Below are 16,785 nucleotides of genomic sequence, written 5' to 3'. Positions count from 1 at the left end.
GGAAGTCAACCACGAAAGAAAAGCAAATTTTCACGGCGGAGGAAAGGAAGATCATAGAGACTGCGGCCAAAACTGATCCGGTGGCCCGCATCGTGATGATCCTCATATACTCTGGGATGCGGATCAACGAACTGTTTTCCATCCGCAAGGCCGACGTGCATCTGGACAGCCAGACCCCGCACATGATAGGCGGAGAGAAAACGGAAGCCGGACGGGATCGGATGATTCCCATTGCCGTGCCTATTCTGGTGCATGTGAAGGCGCTTATGCAGGAGCCGGGCGAGTATCTTGTAAGCAACACACAGGGCGGGAAAAAGAGCTATCACAACTTCCGGGAGCGGGAATACTATCCCCTCTTGGAACGCCTGGAGCTGCCGAAGCGGACGCTTCACACCACCCGGCACACGTTCGCAAGCATGATGGTCGAGGCCGGAGCAAGACCAGAGGATTTACAAAAAATCATGGGACATGCAGATTACAGCGTGACGGCCAACATCTACAATCATGCCAATGCGGAGCAGCTTACAAAAGCAATCCGGTTGCTGGGATAGTGTCAAAAAATGCTGAGATTTTTTCATCTTCGCCGGGAAAGACTGAAAGTATATTTTGAATCAGAAAAATCCGGTTACTAACACGTTACTAACAAATTCCAATTTGAGACAAAAAGAAAAACCGCACAGACAACCGATAAACGGCTATCTGATGCGGTTTTTGCTTGGCGCGCCCGAAGGGACTCGAACCCCTGACCTTCTGATTCGTAGTCAGACACTCTATCCAGCTGAGCTACGAGCGCATCTGGCAACTTTTGTAAGCTGCTAGAGTATAATAGCATATCCTGTGAGAAAATGCAAGCTTTTTTTGCATGTTATTTTAAATTCTTTTTGAAACCGGCCCCCGGGAAGCAAGTTCCGATGCTGTCAGAGAGCTTACATCCGCTTCCTGCACGGTTTCCTGCGGCTCAGGCATCTCCTTTTCCCCTTGCTCCGGTTCGGGTTCCGGCTGCGGCTCCGGCGGAGCCAGATACAAAATCGCACAGCCATAGGGAGGAAGGAAAACACCTCCATCCTCATCGGCTCCCGTACCAAACAGCACACGCGCTCCCCGCCAATCATGCGGAAGATACAGCATTTTGGGATGCTCTCCCCGGTTGACGGCACAGAAAAGCGCGTCCCCATCTCCATAACGGAAATAGGAAAGGATATGATCCCCCACATGGAACGGCTCAAGCGATCCCTCCCGCAAGCAGGGACAAAAAGCCCGCATCGCACCCAAACGGCGATACCATTCGATCAGCTCTTTATTTTCCTTTCCCCATGGATAGCAGCGGCGGTTAAACGGATCCTTGTACCCTTCCATTCCCGCCTCGTCGCCGTAGTACACACACGGAACACCCGGCAGAGTAAATTGCAGTACGGCGGCCAAACGCAGCAGGCGCAGTCCCCGCTGGCGATGCTCCGGAGAAAGGCAGGCGGTGCTCTGCCATTCGCGGCCGCGGTTTCCTGTGGGTTCGCCCCCCAGCACGGTCAAAGCGCGCTCCGTATCGTGCGTACCGATATGATTCATCAGAAGCCGTACCACCTGCGACGGATAGTTTTCCACGATAGAAAGAATCCGATCCATCATGCAGGCCGCGTCCGCACCGGTCAGAAAACCAAGAATTGCGTCGCGGAACGGATAGTTCATCACGCTGTCCAGCTGTGTGCCGAGCAGATATTTTCTGCGCTGTCCATAAGCTGATTTTGTGGAGGCATCCTCCCATACTTCACCCAGAACCATCGCGTCCGGGTCCTCTCCCTTCACAGCCGCGCGCAGGTTATCCAAAAATTCATCCGGCAGCTCATCGGCCACATCGAGGCGCCAGCCCGAAGAGCCTCTGCGGATCCAGCTTCTCACAATGCCGTCCTCTCCGTTAATATAACGGTTATACTCCGGGTTATTTTCCTTCACGTTCGGGAGCGTGATAAAGCCCCACCAGCTTTCATACTGCTGCGGCCAATTCTGGAAGGAATACCACGGATAATAGGGAGATTCCTTGGACTGGTATGCGCCCGGATTGGGATACCGGCCTTCCCGGTTGAAATAAATGCTGTCGCTGCCCGTATGGCTGAACACGCCGTCGAGCAGGATCCGGATCCCGTGCCGTTTCGCCGCACGGCACAGCGATTCAAAATCCTCCCGCGTGCCCAGCAGCGGGTCAATGCGGGAATAATCCGCCGTATTATACCGATGATTGGAATGTGCTTCAAAAATAGGATTGAGGTAAACGCAGGTAACTCCCAGACTCTTGAGATACGGCAGCTTCTCCTCCACTCCACGCAGATCGCCGCAGAAGTAGTCGGAGTTGGTGACTTCCCCTTTCTCATTCGGTCTCCAGACAGGTTCGCCCTCCCAATCGTTCCGCAGAGTGCGATCGGCTGGAACATTTTCTTTTTTCACCCCGGAGCCGTAAAAACGGTCGGGAAAAATCTGGTACATCACACCGCCTGCCAGCCAGTCCGGGGTGCGGAAGCCTTTTCCATAAACGGTAAGCTGCCACTTCGGCGCTTTGGGATCCAATGTATCCTCCCCACCGAAGCCGCGTCCCAGCCGCAGGCAGCCGTGCCAGGTATCAATGTAAAATTCATAAAAATAAAGTCCTGCCCGAGGCGGTGTATAATGACATTCCCACCACTCATACGCTTCCCCGTTCATTCCGCACCAAAACATATTCAATGTTTCAGTTTCCCCGCTGTCGAAGAAAACGACAAGACGAGCGCCGGAACAACGCTGATCGCGCGATACGGTGATACGGAAATGGATCTGTGTTCCCTCTTCAACAGCTCCAACCGGATCCCGATATTGTGGATTTATGGAATGAAACATGTATGCCAGCCCTTTCTGCTCTGTGTTAAACAATTTCAGCCCACACCTGCGGTGAGCACTTCGCGCAAGACGGCTCCGCCGTCCCGGCTGTGCGTGGGTCTATATGCCGCATATCCCGCGCTGTTGCCTGAGAACAACACGGGAGCATGTTCAGACTGTCCCGCGCCGCCAGGCTTGCGTTTCAGCACCACGCCAACGCGCGGGCCGCTGCGTGCAGGCTCAGCCTGCCTGCGGACATTATACCACAGTTTTAGCACGAAACAAACGATCTTACGGCGGGAAGGCTGAAAAAACTTCTTACACAGTTTCAGGACCGGCAACAAAATTGCCGCCGCGGCACCAGTTCAGATAGCGCAGAGCGTGTGTCAAACCAGTCATTTCCCATTCTCCCCTGTACACCGGATCATGGAATCCTTCCACGCAGATATCCGATTCATAGCCGCCCGCGCGCAGAATGGAGAAAATCTGACGCCAGTCGGTATCCCCAAAGCCCGGTGTGCGCTGCTGGGCAAACTCTTCTGCTCCAAACACACCGCCGCGCCGCACCTTATCCCAGTCTGTGGTGCAGTCCTTTCCATGCATATGCAGAATCCGTCCCGTGCCAATCCATTCGCGAAGCTGTGCAACCGGATCGATCAGCTGAATGCTCTGATGTCCCGGTTCCCATTCCAGGCCAATGTTCTCATCCGGCACCTCATGAAACATCATTTCCCAAGCCTTCGGATGGAACCCAATATTGCAGGTGGCACGCTGCCAGTTTCCACCCATCGGACAGTTTTCAATGACAAGCTTCAGACCATTGTCTTTCGCATGCTTTGCCAGCTCACGGAACACCTCTCCAAACTTCGGTACCGCTTTCTCCACAGACTCTCCCTCATACGCTCCCGCAAACGTGGAGACCATGGGCGCACCGAACAGTGGAGCGGCATCGAGAACTTCACCGAGAATCCGTCGATGCTCCGCACTCTCAATGGGATTGCAGTAAAATCCTATCGTCGCCACACGCACACCCTTTTCGCGTAAAAACGGCATCACGCGATCCGCGAGCTTGCGCAGATCCACATCGTCAAGCGACATATGGAAATTCAGCGCCACACACTCATAGCCCGCGTTCACCAAAGGCTCCAGCCATACATCCGTCCTGTTTCCCGGTACACATACTCCGATTTCGATCTGTTTCATAAGTAAACTCCTCCCTTTTCCGCTCTTTGCGGACTGATACTTTTTGCTTTATAGTATAAATGCCGGGCGAAACTCCGACAAGGTCAAAATTAACTCCGTTAATGCCAGAAATTCGCCGTTTCCATCCCATTTTCCGTTTCGTACCCTCCCACCCTTCCGCTGAAATTCCTCTTGACTTTTTCCCGGAAATTCTATAGAATAATGGTTACCGGATTCATGCAGGCAGTTTCGCTGCGGGAATCCGCTTTCCAAAATTTGAATATGGAAGCGTATCGAAGTGGTCATAACGGGCCTGACTCGAAAGTTTGTCTCCCTCTGGCCGTTTCGTCCGTTCACTTTCGCATAACACCGGGCTTTTTCCCGGGTTTGAGTTTCTTTTTTCCTTTGTTATCTTGCGTGCCGTTCTCGCATTTTTCTTTTGCTCCGGGAACCCGCGCTTGAAAAATTAAATACGGAAGCGTATCGAAGTGGTCATAACGGGCCTGACTCGAAATCAGGTAGTCCGCAAGGGCTCGTGGGTTCGAATCCCACCGCTTCCGCCAGATGAGGTGGCAAGGACGGAATTGTCCTTGCCACCCTTTTTATCAAGGAAAGGGGACGGACGGATTTGACGCAGGTCACGAAGGAGGAAGCACTTAAAAATGCATTGGCCTCCTCCGCCATGGAAGGGTTTTCGGTTTCGCCGGACGTAGTGCGCAACTGTCGTCGACTGTTGAACGGCGAAGTGGATGTGGATACACTGGTGAAGGAACTTCTGAAACGAAAGCAGTAAGGGATCGCGGTGCGGGACTGGAATTTCCAGTCCCGTTTTTATAACTCACAAGGGCTGTGCTTCCACCAGAAAAATGGCAATTCCATTTCTACTCAGTAAAAAGCAGGAACAACACTTTCAGCGGAACCTATTTTTCCGGTTTTCCTGTGACACAGATGATTCGCCCGGCAGCGCCAGCGTCCTTTCCATGGTTTCCGCGCTCAGCTGCTTGGACTGCGAGTCCAGATGAGCATAGATGTTGGCGGTAGTGGAAATATCACTGTGTCCGAGCCACTCCTGAATCTGCTTCATCGGCACACCCTGCTTGAGCAGCAGGCTCGCGCAGCTGTGACGAAGATCATGGAAGCGGATCTTCCGCAGGCCATGGCTTTCCAAAAGCTTTGCAAATGCCCCGGTCACATAATTCGGCAGAATGAGGTTTCCCATCTCATCCACGAACAGATATCCTTTAAATTTCCGGTTGTAGCTGTTGCCGCAGAGCTTCTCGTAGGCGGCCTGCTGCGCTTTAAGCTCCCGCAGGCGATCGGCGAATCCGGGGACAAGCGGCAGCGTGCGCAGACTGGATTTTGTTTTGGCACGGTCGGCCTCCACCAGGACGCGTTTCCCGTCAATGCTGACGTTCGTCACGATATGGCGGATGGTCAGCGTACCGGCTTCAAAATCCACCGCTTCCCACCGCAGGCCCAGCACTTCCCCTCGGCGCAGCCCATAAAAGGCCGCGAATTGAATGATGAGCTCCAGCTTATGTCCGCGCGCCGCCTCAAACAGCTGCTCCAGCTCCTCAGCCGTGTAATAGGACGCCAGATATTTCTCCGCCTTGGGACGTTCCACCTTGTCCACCGGATTGCCCGGAATCAAATCCAGCTTAACCGCATATTTCAGCGCCTTGTGCAGATTTGCATGGAAACGCAGAACGCTTGTGGCTTTGAGCGTTTCCAGCTCGTGCAGGTAAAAACTCTGGATATGACTCGCCCGAAGCTCTCCCAGCGTGATTTCGGTCGCCTCAAAGTAGGGAACGATGTGATCCTTCACATTGAAGCAATAGGAGGACCATGTGGTTTCCTGCACCGCTGAGCGAATGATTTTCAGCCAGTGGAGCATATAATCGCTGAACAGCATGTTGGGACTGAGCTCTCCTGTCTTTACCACTTTGGGCGGCGCGAAGCTTTGGCGCAGCTCGCTGAGCATTTCCTCCGCCCTTTTCTTATTGCCCTTCACCGGCAGTCCCGTGGAAACCCAAGGCTGTTTCCGCTTTCCGTTTGCGTCCGTATAACTGAGCACCATATAGTAAAATCCGTTTTTCTCCTGCAGTCGGCCTGCTACCATTGGCATCTCTCCTTTTCTTTTTGACTTCTCATTTTCTTCCTCCGGGTCCACCACAAGAATACCTCCACACGGGGAAGAAAGCTATCACGAAACTGCATAAGGGATTTTCCGTTCATTGGGTACAAATCGATAGAATCGCCCGCGTCAGAACTTGTTCCGGCGCGGGCTTTTCTGTGCTGTGGATCAGGACAAGGGGGGACGGGGGACTGCCCCCGAAACGCGTTTGGATATCCAAACGCTATGCTTGCGACACTTGGTTTTCACCAGATGACGTTTCTTCCAATGACGATAATGACGCAGGTGACGATGCTTCAGCGGTACCCGCAGCGCAGGAGGGACTCTCTGTTTCATCGTCATTCCCGTCACAACCGTCACACCGGAAGATCATCCACCTGGCTCTGGCTGTGCGGTGACTCTCATAATGGATCCCACGCGGAGCGAACACCGTGTAGTAATGCTCCACAAGCCTGCGCGTGAGCAGATTGGGTTGCGGCTCGGAAAGTCCCGCAGCAGCCAGCAGATCGCTCGCGGTCCCCTCCCAGGATCCGGCAGCCTGCAGAAAATCCGCAATCTTCCACAGCCATACAGGAACTGCCTGTTCGGCCTGCTCTCCCGCCGTCTCCTCGTCAATCAGCTGCCACACGCAGTCCTCTGCCTGCACATGCAGCGTACGGCTGTCCATATCCCGACCTGTCACCAGCAGTCGTGCCGCGGTACTCATGCGTTGACGCTGCAGCAGCCAGATGGTATCTGCCGCGCCCATCAGGCCGTTGGAACCGGATATCTGATGAAAAGGATCGGCGGCTCCCTGCTTGCGAAGATGGTGCACCAGAAGCATTCCGATGCGGTGGCGATCTGCCAGAGATTTCAGCGCGCTCATATCCTGATAGTCGCTCGCGTAGGCTCCGCTGGACGGATCGGCGGCCCGTACCTTTTGCAGCGTATCAATCACTATCAGAGCCGTATCCGGATGCTGTCTGAGGAATTTTTCCAGCTGAAGCTCCAGTCCTTCTCCAATCGCTCCACATCCGGTCTGGAAATATAACCGGCTGGGAACAACATCGTCCGTCAAATGGAACAGCCTCGCCTGGATACGGGCATATGTATCCTCCAGACAAAGATATAGAACAGTTTGCGGCTCCGTGGATCGTCCCCACACCTCTCCGCCCCGCGCAAGCTGCAGACAGAGCCACAGGCACAACCAGCTTTTCCCTGTCTTGCTGGCTCCCGCAAGCAGGGAAAGCCCTGCGGGAAGCAGATCAGGAATAATCCACCGCACCGGCGGCATTGGGGTAGCCAGCAGGGCTTCTGCATCAATCGGTTCGTTTGTCTGCACAATTTCCTCCTTGCATTGTTATTGTCGGTTTTCTCCCGCACAACTCCCTCTGTATGGCGCACACACGGGACTTTGGGAGGCTTTCGGGGGAAACCTCCTCCTTCGTGGATAGCGCCGTCCTGTGGCCGCAGAAGCGGGAACAAAAGGCTGGACGTCCTGTTGGACGCCCAGCAGCCGATTTTCTCTCATTCCAGATGTCCATTTGGACGTCCTGCGCTTTTTGTCAGCACATATCGCACCACATTCAGCTTTGGTATACGATAGGCGTTCCCCAGCCGAATGCCTCCCAGCTCCCCCTCCGCCAGCAAATCGTACACCGCGTGGCGGCTGATGCCGAGCTTTTTCTGCAGGTCCCGCACGGTCACAATGTCGGGATAGTCGGAAAAAATCAGGGGATACATGGATTTGATTTCCTTCTCTGTGATTTCCCGTCTGTTGTCGATGATCCCTCCTTTTCGGGCTGTTCATGGTGGTTGTTCTCTGGAATGGTCGCCAGTCAGTTCAGGCGAAATCCCTCCTTCCCTCTTTCATGACTTTTATTTCGCAAAAACGTTAATTATAGAATAGTTCACAAAAAAGCGAATGTCAAGATAGTTCGCATAAAAGTTAATTATTTCTTTACATTTCGACCTGATTTGGGTACAATAAGGACAGAAAGCTGAGGAGGGGAGCCTGCCATGACCACAGGAGAAAAAATCAAGCGCATCCGTCAGCACCGCGGCATGACGCAAAAAGAACTGGGCGACGCGGTCGGCCTGACTGCCAATCGCATCGCCCAGTATGAGATGGGATATCGCGTGCCGAAAGCGACACTGCTGGAGAAGATGGTAGAAGCGTTCAACGTATCACGGGAATGTCTCCTGGAGGAAAACGGGATGGCTGTCGCCATGCTGGAGCAGCTTTTCTGGCTTGACGAGGAGATGCCCGGCATCATCAAGCTGGCAGAAACTTCCCGAAGCACCGCCGGCTACAACACAAATTCAGGATTTTCTCTGCAATATGACGACAACGACGATTGGCCCGCACGCCCACCTGTCGCCATGTGGTTTGACTTTACGATTCTGGATGATTTCCTGCGCGATTGGGCCAAGGTGCAGAGAGCGCTACGGGATGGGGAACTGTCAAGAGAGCAGTATTTTGAGTGGAAGATCAGATGGCCGGAGGAGTAAAGTTTTTTTGAGCAACAGATAGTCGGATATGGTTTTGAAAAGGAAATCACCACAGCACTTGCGTCAGATACATCGAATAGATGTATTACGATATCAAAACAGAACGATTTGAGGTGATGAACATTGCAAATACGATGCGTATGGGAACATCATGGAAATGACACTCTTCTTCATTCTGAAAACTTTATTGGAGCATTTTCACGTGGTGAAACATGCGAAATTGCCATACAAAAAATGCCGTTTGAAATTGCCTCTTATCTTCAATGGAAAGGTGAGGAAGTTCCCGATCTTCTTGAGCCGCTTATTGTTCAGGAGAAAGAATCCGATCTCTGTATCTCTGACGCAGACAGTGACGTCCTTTTTGAGGCAGAACGAAAGCCGCTCACTGTTGAAGAGTACGGAGCTCTTAAAGCGTTAGCACTAAAGTCTGCGCAGGATTTTCTGGCGCTGTATGAGGCTATTCCTGACAGAAACAAAAGCTGTTTGCCCGAAAGAAAAACCTTTTATGGTTCCATTCCCCGCACAGCATATGAAATGTATGAACATACAAAAAATGTAAACGACTACTACTTCGGCGAAATCGGAGTTGAGAGCGATCATGCAGGCTCCATTTTCGACTGCCGTCAGCGAGGTTTTCTTCTGTTGGAGTGTCAATCCCATTTCCTGAACAACACTGTTTTTATAGGGAGTTACGGGGAAGAGTGGTCTCTGCGAAAGGTTCTGCGACGCTTTCTTTGGCATGATCGCATTCATGCAAAGGCGATGGTCCGAATGGCAAAGCAGACATTCGATATTACTGTACCAAATGCATTTTATTTTTCATGATTTTTTCTGGTTGACTTGGTTCCATAAGGAAATCGCATCGATGAAAAGTTTACTTCATTCCGTCCTCAGCATTCTCTCCAGCGTCTCCCCAAATGCCTCATCCTGCTCCTTCGTCCGCTTGGCAGGCCCTTTCAAATGCTTGCCGGCACGAAGGAGCTTTTTACTGTGATGACGCTGTTCGAGCAATCCGTCAATGTTGTCCGCCGTGTATTCCAGACCGTTCTGATTGAGGACACGCGCACGGCGGGACAAGCACATGGCAGCGAGTCCGTAATCCTGCGTGATGACAACGTCCCCGGGACGCACGCGGTTGACAAGGGCAAAGTCTACGCTGTCCGCGCCCTTGTCGAAGACCATGGTCTCGGCTCCGTCCCGCTCAATGCGATGGGCAGTATCGCACAAAATCAAAACCGGAACGCTGTGAGCACAGCAGATGTGGATGGTCAGGTCGACGACTGGGCAGCCATCGGCGTCGATCAGAACGGTTGGCATGGGAGGACCTCCTTCATATAAGTTCTTTTTCCAGTATAAGTGGGATTCTTTTCCCCCGCAAGCCAACCGCAAATTATTTTCTTTTTCCTATTGACTTTGCCGTCGCGTCAACTGCTACACTATAAATGGAGGGAGGAAACCGAAATGGAATATTCAATTCACGAGTTGTCGCGCCTGTCCGGGGTAACCACCCGTACTCTGCGCTGGTACGACAAGATCGGCCTGCTCAAACCCAGCCGGGTTGCGGACAGTGGTTACCGCTATTACGGTGCAAAGCAGGTTGATCGATTGCAGGACATTCTCTTTTATCGGGCTCTCGGGGTGGAGTTGGCCCGCATTCGGGAGTGTCTTGACTCGCCCTCCTTCAACCGCTTGGCTGCGCTGCACCATCATCTAGCCGCGCTGCAGGCGGAAAAAACACGATTGGAAACGCTGATCCGGTCGGTGGAGGAGACCATCGACTGTGAGGAAAGGAACGAATCCATGAACGATGAAGCTAAATTTTCCGCTTTCAAACAGCAGGCAATTGAAAACAACGAAGCCACCTACGGTCAGGAAGTACGGGAACGATACGGTGACGCCGCAGCAGACGAAACAAACGCCGCCCTCATGGGGCTTAGTTGCGAAGAATATGCTGCCTGGAACGAGCTTGACTACACGCTGCGCCAGCGGCTGGAACAGGCTGTGGAGATGGGGCTCTCGCCAGACAGTGCAGAAGGGCGGGAAATCTGCGAACTACATCGCCGCTGGCTGTCTGTAACGGATAAAAAGCTGACAGCTGCGAAGCAAAAAGGGATTGCCGAGCTGTATGTTCTCGATGAACGATTCACTCGCTATTACGACAAAACAGTCCCCGGCTGTGCCCGCTTTCTGCGGGACGCGGCAGCACGGTGGGCGAAATAGGCAACAGCAAAACGCCGGCCCGGAGGAAATCTTCCTTCGGGCCGGCGTTCTTTGTTTATTCGTCCGCAATCTCCAACCGTGCCAACGCAAAATCAATACACATCTGAATCAATTCGTTGCGGGTACGGCCTGTTCTGGCTGCAATTGTCTCCAGCTGTTCAATCGTAGTATCCGGAAGACGCACCGACGTGACCGAGGATTTTCCCACGGCGGGCTTGCGCTGCGTCACAATAAACTTGTCCTCCTGCGCCATGCTGCACCTCTCTTTCATATTTCTGTAGTTATTATGGTGCACAATGGTGTATTATTTATATACTACAAATATGTAGTATAATTTGTAACCAAAGAGGAAAAGCAATGGACAAACGACAGCAAACCTGCTGCTTCACTGGACACCGCATCTTACCTCGCGACATGGAGGACGAACTCTGGACCAAAACGTACGCTCACTTGCAGCCCCTTCTCACACAGGGAGTGCGATATTTTGGCGTAGGCGGAGTCTTGGGATTTGACACCCTGATTGCGGAAAGACTTCTGGAACTGCGCGACATTATTTCTCCTATCAAAGTCATTTTGGTGCTCCCCTTTCGAAGCTATCAAAACCGATGGACTCCTGCACAACAGATCCGTGCTGCCAAAATACAAGCAAGAGCCGATAAAATCGTCTACTGCAGCGATACACCCTCTCGAAACGCCTTTTTGTACCGCGACCGTCATCTTGTAAACGGATCGGCATACTGCATTGGTTATTGTACCCGCACTACCGGTGGCTCAGCATACACACTGCGCTATGCACGGGAACAAGGGCTGACGGTTTGGAACATTGGGGAAGAATAGCAGGATAATCTCGTTGAAGAGGTACGGGAGTTGTTCATAGGCACAATCCAATCTCTCCGTGTCGAATATCCAAATGTGACGGTTCGACTTCTGGATCATGCTATCTGGGATTACATGGCTCATCGGAAATAACAAGAGCTTCGGACAGTCTTTGCAAAAGAACACACATTTTATTTTCCAAACAGTACTGCTCGGAAACAAAAACACTGCCATATCCCCAGAAAATCGCTTTCTACCGCCATTTTATACGAGAAAAAACGTGATGCTTTGCCAAAATCTTTCTTATAATCATACAGATTGTAATACACCTGAAATACATTTGCTCCCCAGCAATGGCTTTTTAAAACGCTGTCTTTCATTGTGTCTGAAAGCTTCGAACCTATTTATTGATGTAAAGCAGACAGAAAAGGGCTCTTCTGACCTTGCGCGGTATCAACCGCCCCATCTGGTCAGAAGAGCCCTTGCTTTATTTGGACCGTATAGCCGTATAAATCTTCTTTTACCAATTCAAAAGCTGAAAAACACCACGTGGTTCAGAGCAAATGAAGCTCCTTGATCTTCTCCATCCGCGCGATCACCGGAACGCCAAAAGGACACCGTTTCTCACAGCTTCCGCAGGCGATGCAGTCCTCCGCCCCGGCGCTGAGGGCCTGGTAGTGGGCCCGGATGGACTCCGGAACCTGAGGCTGCATCACCGCCAGATCGTACAGCTTGTTGACCATGGCAATGTCGATGCCCTTGGGACAGGGAGCACAGTGGCCGCAGTAGGTGCACTGCCCGGAGTAGGCGTGAAGAGGTGCCCCGGCTAGCGTGCTGGCGTAGTCCCGTTCCTCCTCGGAAGCTGTCTCATAGGCCACCGCCGCCAGCACATGTTCCGGGCTGTCGTAGCCTGCCAGGATGCTGGCCACTGCCGGTCTGGTCAAAGCGTAGTGGATGCACTGAACCGGCGTCAGCGCCACGCCAAAGGGGGACGTGCCCGCAGAAAACAGCCGTCCACCGGCATATCCCTTCATCACGGTGATTCCCACGCCCTTTTGTTCGCAGATCTTGTAGAGCTCCGCGCGATCCGGGTGGATGCCGCTCAGCCCTTCCTTGTAATATTCTGGTGAAAAATATTGGTTCATATCCTCGCTGGCAGGGAGCAAATCAAACGCGGGGTTGACGCTGAACAGGATCATCTCAATCTCACCGCTCAGGGCAGCCAGAATTCCCACCTTTGGGTTGTGGGTGCTCAGGCCGATGTGACGGATAACGCCCCTTGCTTTCTGCTCCTTCACATAGGCCAGAAATTCTCCCTCCATAATCCGGTGGAATTCGGCCTCCTCATCCACGAAATGGATCATGCCAAGATCGATATAGTCAGTGCCCAGCCGGTTCAGCAGATCCTCGAAGGCCGGCTGTACCTTGTCCATCTCCCGGGTGCGGACATACTGACCGTTCTGCCAGGTGGAGCCGAAGTGTCCCTGGATGATCCAGCGCTCCCGCTTCCCGGCAATGGCTGCTCCGATGTTGGAACGCACATTGGGTTCCGACATCCAGCAGTCTAAAATATTGATTCCCTGGGCCTCACAACAGTCAATCACCGCTTTGACTTCTTCCGCGTTGTGACGTTCCAGCCACTCCGCCCCCAAGCCAATTTCGCTGACCATCAGTCCCGTATTCCCCAGTGCCCGATACCGCATGGAAACTCCTCCTTCCAAGCCTTGAAATTTCATTCCAAAGCCGCTCCTGCTTCAGCAGGTACTTTTTCTTATCTTACCATGCTGCTGCGGTCTGTCAAGATGACACCCACCACAAAAACCGATCCAATCTTTTTACGGTTCTGTCTCATAGGGCCAAGTGTTGATGCCGCCAAATTCGTAGATGTTGGTGTAACCCAACTCAACCAATTTGGAGGATGCCGTTTTACTACGGTTTCCGCTGCGGCAGTAGACCAGAACAGTGGAATCTTTGTCGGGGATCACCTCGGCAGCAGCAGCTTCGTCGATGGTACCCACCGGCAGCAAAACAGCGCCGGGGATATGTCCGCCGTCGTATTCGTTCTGTTCACGAACATCCAGAATCACGACGTTCTGGGTATCCATCATCTCTTTGGCTTCTTCCTGAGTGATCTGCTGGTAAGAGCTGTCTGCCGTATTTCCGCTGCATCCGGCCAGCAGCAACAGCAGAGAGAACAGCAAAAGAAGAATTCTTTTCATTTCAATTCCTCCAGAAGTCCGGCTGTAAAAGCTTTGTGCTCTTACGCTGTAAAAAAGACACCATCATCCCAAGGGTCTGCATTTTTGCAGCATCAAATGGTATATTCTGCTTTTCGAATTGTTTCTTTGCCGCTTCAAAGCTGAGGTTCTGTTCCAGCGAACGCATGGATTCGAAGCTGTCGCCATCGGTTTCTTTGATCATTCTTCGGATCGCAGTATCTGTAGCCGGGTCAGAGGATGTGCCGTTTCTGACATAAACTCCACTGGGTTTCAATCCCTTACTGCCCAGATAATAGGGCCGATCGGTTCCTTTTTGAATGGTCACAGCAATGATATCCTTGTCGCCGATATGTTGGGGTTCGTAGCCCACAAACATTGTCACATCAGGCTTAATGGAATCTCAAATCATATTGTTGAGCTGCAAAATGACTTGGTCAGCGTTTTTGATCCCCAAGACATTTCCATCGTTGCTGACGCCATATATAGCGTACCGCCTTTTGTGTTAGCAAAGGCAATGACTTCTTTGCAGATATCTACCACAACCTGTGCTTTTAGTTCGACAACTTCACTTTCAACAAATGCCATACACAGCGCCTCCTTTTCTTAGTTGTCATTATAATCATACTTGTCATTCTTGTCAAAATCTATTCATCCGACAAGAAAATTATTCCGTGTTGTCAAAGCCCACAGCCCAAGGTATTTCAAGGATTCCTTGAAACAAGCAGGGCAGAAGAGTTCTAAAGAGGAACTGGCGGAGCATAGCAAAGCGTTAAACGGGGTACAAAAGTCCTATTTGAAAGTACGGACACATTTTTGGGGAGCAAGATGTCGGAAGTGCGAGTCTCTCCACTCAGCCCATTTTCCTTCTTTTTATCAATTTCTTGATTAAAATACTCTATTTCACATCATACGGCTTACTGTTGTTGGTCCGCCCGAGGATATAATCGGTAGACACCTTATAGTAATCCGCCAATTTCAGAAGATGAATCACCGGAATTGTCTGAAACCCACGCTCGTAGCGGGAATACACTGTCTGGCTAATCCCTAAAATTTCCGCTACATCCTCCTGCCGCAGGTCCCGGTCCTCCCGCAAATCTCTCAATCGTTGAAATAACATACCGCCCACCGCCTTTAGTACTGATTGATACTATTGACGATACCGCAGATTTTTATTACAATGTTGATCGTAGAACTTATAAGTACTAAGGAGGTGGCTGCATGGAACTGTATCAGGAGATTCTTTGCCATGTATTTGCAAACGAAAAAATTCAGGTTTACTTCCCGGAACTCATCCATACGGATGTGACAAGGATTGTGGAGCTGGAGTGCTACAAGGCCCTGGCTAAAGTGAAAGCCATCATTGAGAATGACGCATTGGAAGACAGCGAATGCTTTCAACAAATTGAGGAGATCGTCTGTACTTTTGAGGAACTGGGTTCCGGCGGCGGCAGCCGGCATGATTTCAATTGACAGGGTTAACCTCTATCTCCGGGATTGGCTCTGATTCGGGTGTGGCAGACAGCTCCAGCTCTGTTATCAGAGAGGTTTCCCGTTCTAAGAGATGATTTAGCGGCACACCGTTTGTATAAATGCTTGCACATGTGGGGATCCTCTGTTATACTGATACTAATTGATATCATGTTATATCAGAGGTGAACGCAATGGATGCCAGCTTGTTTGCCAAGATGCTCTCCGACAAAAGCATCATCGACCTGAAAAAACTTGGCTACAAATACCCTCAGGCTGATCTGAAAGAATTTGTGGCACTGCTTGGCAGCGGCCTATATAAACCCCTGTTGCTGAAGGATTTCAATGGTAAGAATCTGGTCTATTTGGATTCTGTTGCCCAAGTGCAGCTGTCAGCGGCCAAGGTACTGTTGACACCCCAGAGCAGCAGCCAGATCTATGGCAGGAAAGCTATGGAGGACGAAATTCTCTCCACCTTCTCTATCGAGCAGATCGACACCTCTCGGGACAGCGTCCGCAAGATTTTGTCTGGCTACGCCCCCACCAGCGAGAGTGAGAATCGTATTTACGGCATGAAGAAAGGCCTGGAGTTTATCAGTGATCCTCAGCACACAATCAGCGAGGAGAACATCCACCAGCTCTATGCGCTTACCATTGGGGCATTTTTACCACAGGAGGATCAGCTCTTGCCCGGCCATAAATACCGCCATGACAGCGTGTATATTGTGGGTGACAAAGTGGAGCACACCGGCCTCCCCTGGCAGATGCTGCCGGAGTATATGGACGGGCTGGTCGAGTTTATCCACCAGGAATTCGCCATGAACGATCTGCTGAAAGCGGCGCTCATCCACTTCTACATTGCCTACCTGCATCCCTGGTTTGACGGCAACGGCAGAATGGCGCGATTGATACACCTGTGGTATCTGGTGCAGCAGCGGTATTCCGCTGCTCTGTTTGTGCCACTGTCTGAGTATGTGGAAAAGAGCCGCCGGGGTTACTACAACGCCTACAAATTGACAGAGCAGAATGCGCAGATCAGCGGTGTCATGGATGTGACACCCTTCCTGGTTTATTTCATCGAGAATGTGTACCACAAGCTGGTATCAGCTTTGCCGGATCCCAACACCACAGAAACATTCCAGAATGCTTTGGCCCGGGGCAATGTCACAGAAAAGGAACAGGCCCTGTGGCAGTTTGTCCTCACCGCTTATGGGGAGAGTCAGTTCTCCACCAAACAGCTGGAAAAAGACTTTGGCAATGCGGCCTATGCAACCATCCGTGGATTTGTACTCAAGTTTGAGAAACTTGGGTTGCTTCGGTCTGCAAAATACGGCAATCGCATGAAGTATCAAATTGCAAAATCAGTCTAAGAAGCGTCATTCGAAACCCGCAGCTTCTGAAAGGTGCTATTTTTGA

21 protein-coding genes and 2 tRNA genes are annotated in these 16,785 nt (G+C 51.6%); 9 read left to right on the top strand and 14 right to left on the bottom strand.

What is annotated here, in order from left to right:
- Positions 1–551 (top strand): tyrosine-type recombinase/integrase (locus tag B5F35_RS15680; RefSeq protein WP_140401251.1); only part of this gene is annotated, 551 nt, incomplete at its 5' end.
- 165 nt (positions 552–716) lie between these two features.
- On the opposite strand, the gene B5F35_RS15675 is transcribed toward B5F35_RS15680, so the two are convergent.
- The 4 genes from B5F35_RS15675 to B5F35_RS15660 all read right to left on the bottom strand — a co-directional run bounded on the left by B5F35_RS15675 (position 717) and on the right by B5F35_RS15660 (position 4,044).
- Positions 717–793: transfer RNA gene (locus B5F35_RS15675), tRNA-Arg, on the bottom strand.
- A 77-nt stretch (positions 794–870) separates the two neighbouring features.
- Positions 871–2,706, bottom strand: a complete 1,836-nt coding sequence (locus tag B5F35_RS15670) for a glycoside hydrolase family 13 protein (protein ID WP_242969559.1) — start codon at positions 2,704–2,706, stop codon at positions 871–873.
- 191 nt (positions 2,707–2,897) lie between these two features.
- Positions 2,898–3,119 (bottom strand): hypothetical protein, encoded by a 222-nt coding sequence (locus B5F35_RS15665; protein WP_140401250.1) that lies wholly within the window; start codon positions 3,117–3,119, stop codon positions 2,898–2,900.
- Positions 3,120–3,159: 40 nt separating this feature from the next.
- Positions 3,160–4,044 carry a sugar phosphate isomerase/epimerase family protein gene (locus B5F35_RS15660; protein WP_087242519.1) on the bottom strand — a complete coding sequence of 295 codons (885 nt, stop codon included), beginning with the start codon at positions 4,042–4,044 and terminating at the stop codon, positions 3,160–3,162.
- A gap of 453 nt (positions 4,045–4,497) precedes the next feature.
- On the opposite strand from B5F35_RS15660, the gene B5F35_RS15655 reads away from it, so the two are divergent.
- Both B5F35_RS15655 and B5F35_RS18800 read left to right on the top strand, forming a co-directional pair.
- Positions 4,498–4,586: transfer RNA gene (locus B5F35_RS15655), tRNA-Ser, on the top strand.
- A gap of 65 nt (positions 4,587–4,651) precedes the next feature.
- Entirely contained in the window at positions 4,652–4,816 is a 165-nt protein-coding gene (locus B5F35_RS18800) for an antitoxin VbhA family protein (RefSeq protein ID WP_162611455.1), read from the top strand.
- A 117-nt stretch (positions 4,817–4,933) separates the two neighbouring features.
- Here the strand turns inward: B5F35_RS18800 and B5F35_RS15650 are convergent, their stop codons facing one another.
- The 3 genes from B5F35_RS15650 to B5F35_RS15640 all read right to left on the bottom strand — a co-directional run bounded on the left by B5F35_RS15650 (position 4,934) and on the right by B5F35_RS15640 (position 7,879).
- Complete coding sequence (locus B5F35_RS15650) at positions 4,934–6,142, bottom strand: tyrosine-type recombinase/integrase (protein WP_087242522.1); 1,209 nt, start codon at positions 6,140–6,142, stop codon at positions 4,934–4,936.
- Positions 6,143–6,380: 238 nt separating this feature from the next.
- A complete protein-coding gene (locus B5F35_RS15645; protein ID WP_087242518.1) occupies positions 6,381–7,478 on the bottom strand; it encodes an AAA family ATPase in 1,098 nt (365 codons plus the stop codon).
- Positions 7,479–7,663: 185 nt separating this feature from the next.
- A complete protein-coding gene (locus B5F35_RS15640; protein WP_087242517.1) occupies positions 7,664–7,879 on the bottom strand; it encodes a helix-turn-helix domain-containing protein in 216 nt (71 codons plus the stop codon).
- A gap of 276 nt (positions 7,880–8,155) precedes the next feature.
- On the opposite strand from B5F35_RS15640, the gene B5F35_RS15635 reads away from it, so the two are divergent.
- Together B5F35_RS15635 and B5F35_RS15630 are read left to right on the top strand one after the other, a co-directional pair.
- Entirely contained in the window at positions 8,156–8,647 is a 492-nt protein-coding gene (locus tag B5F35_RS15635) for a helix-turn-helix domain-containing protein (protein ID WP_087242516.1), read from the top strand.
- Between the two features lie 123 nt (positions 8,648–8,770).
- Positions 8,771–9,472, top strand: coding sequence for a hypothetical protein (locus B5F35_RS15630; protein WP_087242515.1), 702 nt, complete (start codon positions 8,771–8,773; stop codon positions 9,470–9,472).
- 54 nt (positions 9,473–9,526) lie between these two features.
- Here B5F35_RS15630 and B5F35_RS15625 read toward each other — a convergent pair whose 3' ends face one another.
- Positions 9,527–9,964 (bottom strand): YaiI/YqxD family protein, encoded by a 438-nt coding sequence (locus B5F35_RS15625; RefSeq protein ID WP_087242514.1) that lies wholly within the window; start codon positions 9,962–9,964, stop codon positions 9,527–9,529.
- A gap of 144 nt (positions 9,965–10,108) precedes the next feature.
- Here B5F35_RS15625 and B5F35_RS15620 point away from each other — a divergent pair, with 144 nt between their 5' ends.
- A complete protein-coding gene (locus B5F35_RS15620) occupies positions 10,109–10,867 on the top strand; it encodes a MerR family transcriptional regulator (RefSeq protein WP_087242513.1) in 759 nt (252 codons plus the stop codon).
- A 55-nt stretch (positions 10,868–10,922) separates the two neighbouring features.
- On the opposite strand, the gene B5F35_RS15615 is transcribed toward B5F35_RS15620, so the two are convergent.
- Positions 10,923–11,120 carry a ribbon-helix-helix protein, CopG family gene (locus tag B5F35_RS15615; RefSeq protein WP_140401249.1) on the bottom strand — a complete coding sequence of 66 codons (198 nt, stop codon included), beginning with the start codon at positions 11,118–11,120 and terminating at the stop codon, positions 10,923–10,925.
- Positions 11,121–11,224: 104 nt separating this feature from the next.
- On the opposite strand from B5F35_RS15615, the gene B5F35_RS15610 reads away from it, so the two are divergent.
- Complete coding sequence (locus tag B5F35_RS15610) at positions 11,225–11,704, top strand: SLOG family protein (RefSeq protein WP_087242511.1); 480 nt, start codon at positions 11,225–11,227, stop codon at positions 11,702–11,704.
- 533 nt (positions 11,705–12,237) lie between these two features.
- Here the strand turns inward: B5F35_RS15610 and B5F35_RS15605 are convergent.
- The 5 genes from B5F35_RS15605 to relB form a co-directional block, all read right to left on the bottom strand.
- The gene (locus B5F35_RS15605) at positions 12,238–13,386 is read right to left on the bottom strand and encodes an aldo/keto reductase (RefSeq protein ID WP_087242510.1); all 1,149 of its coding nucleotides are present in this window, start codon (positions 13,384–13,386) and stop codon (positions 12,238–12,240) included.
- Positions 13,387–13,518: 132 nt separating this feature from the next.
- Positions 13,519–13,902, bottom strand: coding sequence for a rhodanese-like domain-containing protein (locus B5F35_RS15600; RefSeq protein WP_087242509.1), 384 nt, complete (start codon positions 13,900–13,902; stop codon positions 13,519–13,521).
- A 1-nt stretch (position 13,903) separates the two neighbouring features.
- On the bottom strand, positions 13,904–14,272 hold the full coding sequence (locus B5F35_RS15595) for an AlbA family DNA-binding domain-containing protein (protein ID WP_140401248.1): 369 nt from the start codon (positions 14,270–14,272) through the stop codon (positions 13,904–13,906).
- Between the two features lie 35 nt (positions 14,273–14,307).
- Entirely contained in the window at positions 14,308–14,487 is a 180-nt protein-coding gene (locus tag B5F35_RS15590; RefSeq protein WP_087242507.1) for an AlbA family DNA-binding domain-containing protein, read from the bottom strand.
- Positions 14,488–14,797: 310 nt separating this feature from the next.
- A complete protein-coding gene (gene relB, locus B5F35_RS15585) occupies positions 14,798–15,019 on the bottom strand; it encodes a type II toxin-antitoxin system RelB family anti-toxin (protein WP_087242506.1) in 222 nt (73 codons plus the stop codon).
- A gap of 101 nt (positions 15,020–15,120) precedes the next feature.
- On the opposite strand from relB, the gene B5F35_RS15580 reads away from it, so the two are divergent.
- Together B5F35_RS15580 and B5F35_RS15575 are read left to right on the top strand one after the other, a co-directional pair.
- The gene (locus B5F35_RS15580; protein ID WP_087242505.1) at positions 15,121–15,372 is read left to right on the top strand and encodes a hypothetical protein; all 252 of its coding nucleotides are present in this window, start codon (positions 15,121–15,123) and stop codon (positions 15,370–15,372) included.
- 191 nt (positions 15,373–15,563) lie between these two features.
- Positions 15,564–16,739 carry a Fic family protein gene (locus tag B5F35_RS15575; protein ID WP_087242504.1) on the top strand — a complete coding sequence of 392 codons (1,176 nt, stop codon included), beginning with the start codon at positions 15,564–15,566 and terminating at the stop codon, positions 16,737–16,739.
- The last annotated feature ends 46 nt before the right edge of the window (positions 16,740–16,785 follow it).

It is taken from the genome of Anaeromassilibacillus sp. An200 (assembly GCF_002160025.1).
GTDB lineage: Bacteria > Bacillota > Clostridia > Oscillospirales > Acutalibacteraceae > Caccousia > Caccousia stercoris.
The sequence above is the reverse complement of the archived record's forward strand: the minus strand, read 5'-3'. Positions and strand labels throughout refer to the sequence as shown.

Bases quoted from the DNA above. Each gene is read 5' to 3' on its own strand.
- B5F35_RS15580 (WP_087242505.1), top strand. From the start codon at position 15,121: ATGGAACTGTATCAGGAGATTCTTTGCCATGTATTTGCAAACGAAAAA.
- B5F35_RS15575 (WP_087242504.1), top strand. From the start codon at position 15,564: ATGGATGCCAGCTTGTTTGCCAAGATGCTCTCCGACAAAAGCATCATC.
- B5F35_RS15670 (WP_242969559.1), bottom strand. From the start codon at position 2,706: ATGTTTTGGTGCGGAATGAACGGGGAAGCGTATGAGTGGTGGGAATGT.
- B5F35_RS15635 (WP_087242516.1), top strand. From the start codon at position 8,156: ATGACCACAGGAGAAAAAATCAAGCGCATCCGTCAGCACCGCGGCATG.
- B5F35_RS15625 (WP_087242514.1), bottom strand. From the start codon at position 9,964: ATGCCAACCGTTCTGATCGACGCCGATGGCTGCCCAGTCGTCGACCTG.
- B5F35_RS15620 (WP_087242513.1), top strand. From the start codon at position 10,109: ATGGAATATTCAATTCACGAGTTGTCGCGCCTGTCCGGGGTAACCACC.
- B5F35_RS15590 (WP_087242507.1), bottom strand. From the start codon at position 14,487: ATGGCATTTGTTGAAAGTGAAGTTGTCGAACTAAAAGCACAGGTTGTG.
- B5F35_RS15600 (WP_087242509.1), bottom strand. From the start codon at position 13,902: ATGAAAAGAATTCTTCTTTTGCTGTTCTCTCTGCTGTTGCTGCTGGCC.
- B5F35_RS15660 (WP_087242519.1), bottom strand. From the start codon at position 4,044: ATGAAACAGATCGAAATCGGAGTATGTGTACCGGGAAACAGGACGGAT.
- B5F35_RS15650 (WP_087242522.1), bottom strand. From the start codon at position 6,142: ATGGTAGCAGGCCGACTGCAGGAGAAAAACGGATTTTACTATATGGTG.
- B5F35_RS15610 (WP_087242511.1), top strand. From the start codon at position 11,225: ATGGACAAACGACAGCAAACCTGCTGCTTCACTGGACACCGCATCTTA.
- B5F35_RS15640 (WP_087242517.1), bottom strand. From the start codon at position 7,879: ATGTATCCCCTGATTTTTTCCGACTATCCCGACATTGTGACCGTGCGG.
- B5F35_RS15605 (WP_087242510.1), bottom strand. From the start codon at position 13,386: ATGCGGTATCGGGCACTGGGGAATACGGGACTGATGGTCAGCGAAATT.
- relB (WP_087242506.1), bottom strand. From the start codon at position 15,019: ATGTTATTTCAACGATTGAGAGATTTGCGGGAGGACCGGGACCTGCGG.
- B5F35_RS15615 (WP_140401249.1), bottom strand. From the start codon at position 11,120: ATGGCGCAGGAGGACAAGTTTATTGTGACGCAGCGCAAGCCCGCCGTG.